Genomic DNA, 1,839 nt, shown 5'->3' on the forward strand with positions numbered 1-1,839 from the left:
GCCAGCCGCGCCAGCTCGGGCTCCACGGGCGCGTGCCCGTACAGCACCGGCTCCCGGTCGCCCTCCCCGGCCGCCGCCGCGAACGCCCCGGCCAGCGCGGGCAGCAGCGCCGGGTCCGGGTTGCCCTCGGACAGGTTCCGCACGCCCGGCGGGACCTCCACCCGGATGAGTTCACGCGCGGTGGTGGCCGGCTTGGACCGCACCCGGCTCCCCCGCCGGCCCGCGGTCTCGATGACCCCGCGCTCGCGCAGGGTCCGGTACGCGGCGGCGACGGTGTTCGGGTTCACCCCGAGTCGCTCCGCCAACTCCCGCATGGGAGGCAGCAGTTCGCCCGGAACCAGCACCCCGTCCCCCACCGCGCGCTCGATGCTCGCGGAAATCTCCGCTGCGCGCCGCCCACTGATCCGATACTCTCCTAGCACAAAGCCAATTATGCACTAGTGCAATGGAGAGCGCCATGCAGGGGACCCCGCGGCAGCGGCCCGCCGACACCTACCCGCCCACCGAGCGCACCGTCCCCACCCGCTCCCCCGACCGTGCCGCGTACGACAAGGAGCTGGTGCACGCGATACTCGACGAGGGCTACGTCTGCCATCTCGGCTTCGTCCGGGACGGCGCGCCGGTGGTGCTGCCCACGCTGTACGGCCGGGTCGGCGAGCGTCTCTACGTGCACGGTTCGACCGGCTCGCGCCCGCTGCGCGCGGCGGGGCAGGCCGACCCCGGCCTCCCGGTCTGCCTGACCGTCACCCACGTCGACGGGCTGGTGCTGGCCCGCTCGGCCTTCCACCACTCGATCAACTACCGCTCCGTGGTGGTGCACGGCGTGGCGCACGACGTGACCGACCCCGAGGAGAGGCGGCAGGCCCTCGACGCCCTGGTCGACCATGTCGTACCGGGCCGCGCCGCCGACTCCCGGCCGGCCAACAAGAAGGAGCTGGCCGCCACGGCGGTGATCCGCCTCGACCTGGACGAGGTCTCCGCCAAGCTCCGCACCGGCGGTGTCAACGACGAGCCCGAGGACCTCGCCCTCCCCCACTGGGCCGGCGTCGTCCCGCTGCGCAAGGGCTACGACACCCCGCTCGCCGACCCGGACCTGGCCCCCGGCACCGAGCTGCCCGGTTACCTGACGGCCCTGTGATGCTGATCCACCCCTGGGACGCGCCTCGCGACGACGACGAGTGGCAGCGGTGGCTGGCCACGCACGACTTCGGACAGCTCGCGGTGAACGGCCCGCCGGGCGAGCCGCCCCTCGTCCAGCCCCTGCACTTCGCCTACGACGCCGAGCGCGGCGAGGCGGTCACCCACCTGGCCCGGCCCAACCCGCTCTGGCCCGCCGTGGAGGCGAGCCCGGAGGCCGTGCTGAGCGTGGTCGACGACTACGTCTACGTCCCCGGCCCCTGGCAGGCCGAGCCCGGCACCCCGCCGGAGCACGGCGTTCCGACGAGCCTCTACGCGTCCGTCCAACTGCGCTGCCGCGCCCATGTCGTGGACGATCCGGCGGAGAAGGCCACGCTCCTCAACCGCCAGGTCGGCCACTTCCAGCCGGAGGGCGGCTCCGCGCCGGCGGCGGCGGGCGAGGTCCCGTACGGCAGGCTGCTGTCCGGGATCCGCGGGCTCCGGCTCGAAGTGACGGGCGTACGGGCGAAGTTCAAGTACGCGGGCAAGCGGTCCGAGGCGGTAAGGGAACGCATCGCGGCCGGACTGGCGGACCGGGGCGGCGCGCGTGACGCGGAGGCACGCGCGCACGTCCTGCGCCGACAGCCGGCCTGACCACCGCCCCGGGGCCCTTCCCCGCGGAAGGGCCCCGCGCCGTCACACCGGCACCGCGTCCGGCTGCTC

General features: G+C 74.7%; 3 protein-coding genes. 2 read left to right on the forward strand and 1 reads right to left on the reverse strand.

From position 1 onward, the window contains the following. On the reverse strand, nucleotides 1-422 hold a 422-nt coding region (locus tag B7767_RS23550), incomplete at its 3' end, for a GntR family transcriptional regulator (protein ID WP_143652607.1). Nucleotides 423-457: 35 nt separating this feature from the next. Here B7767_RS23550 and B7767_RS23555 point away from each other — a divergent pair. Further along, nucleotides 458-1,138, forward strand: a complete 681-nt coding sequence (locus tag B7767_RS23555) for a pyridoxamine 5'-phosphate oxidase family protein (protein WP_085573949.1) — start codon at nucleotides 458-460, stop codon at nucleotides 1,136-1,138. After that, nucleotides 1,138-1,770 carry an FMN-binding negative transcriptional regulator gene (locus B7767_RS23560; protein WP_085573950.1) on the forward strand — a complete coding sequence of 211 codons (633 nt, stop codon included), beginning with the start codon at nucleotides 1,138-1,140 and terminating at the stop codon, nucleotides 1,768-1,770. Before B7767_RS23555 ends, B7767_RS23560 begins: the two co-directional genes overlap by 1 nt. Nucleotides 1,771-1,839 lie beyond the last annotated feature (69 nt).

It is taken from the genome of Streptomyces sp. 13-12-16, from assembly GCF_002114215.1.
Taxonomy (GTDB): domain Bacteria; phylum Actinomycetota; class Actinomycetes; order Streptomycetales; family Streptomycetaceae; genus Streptomyces.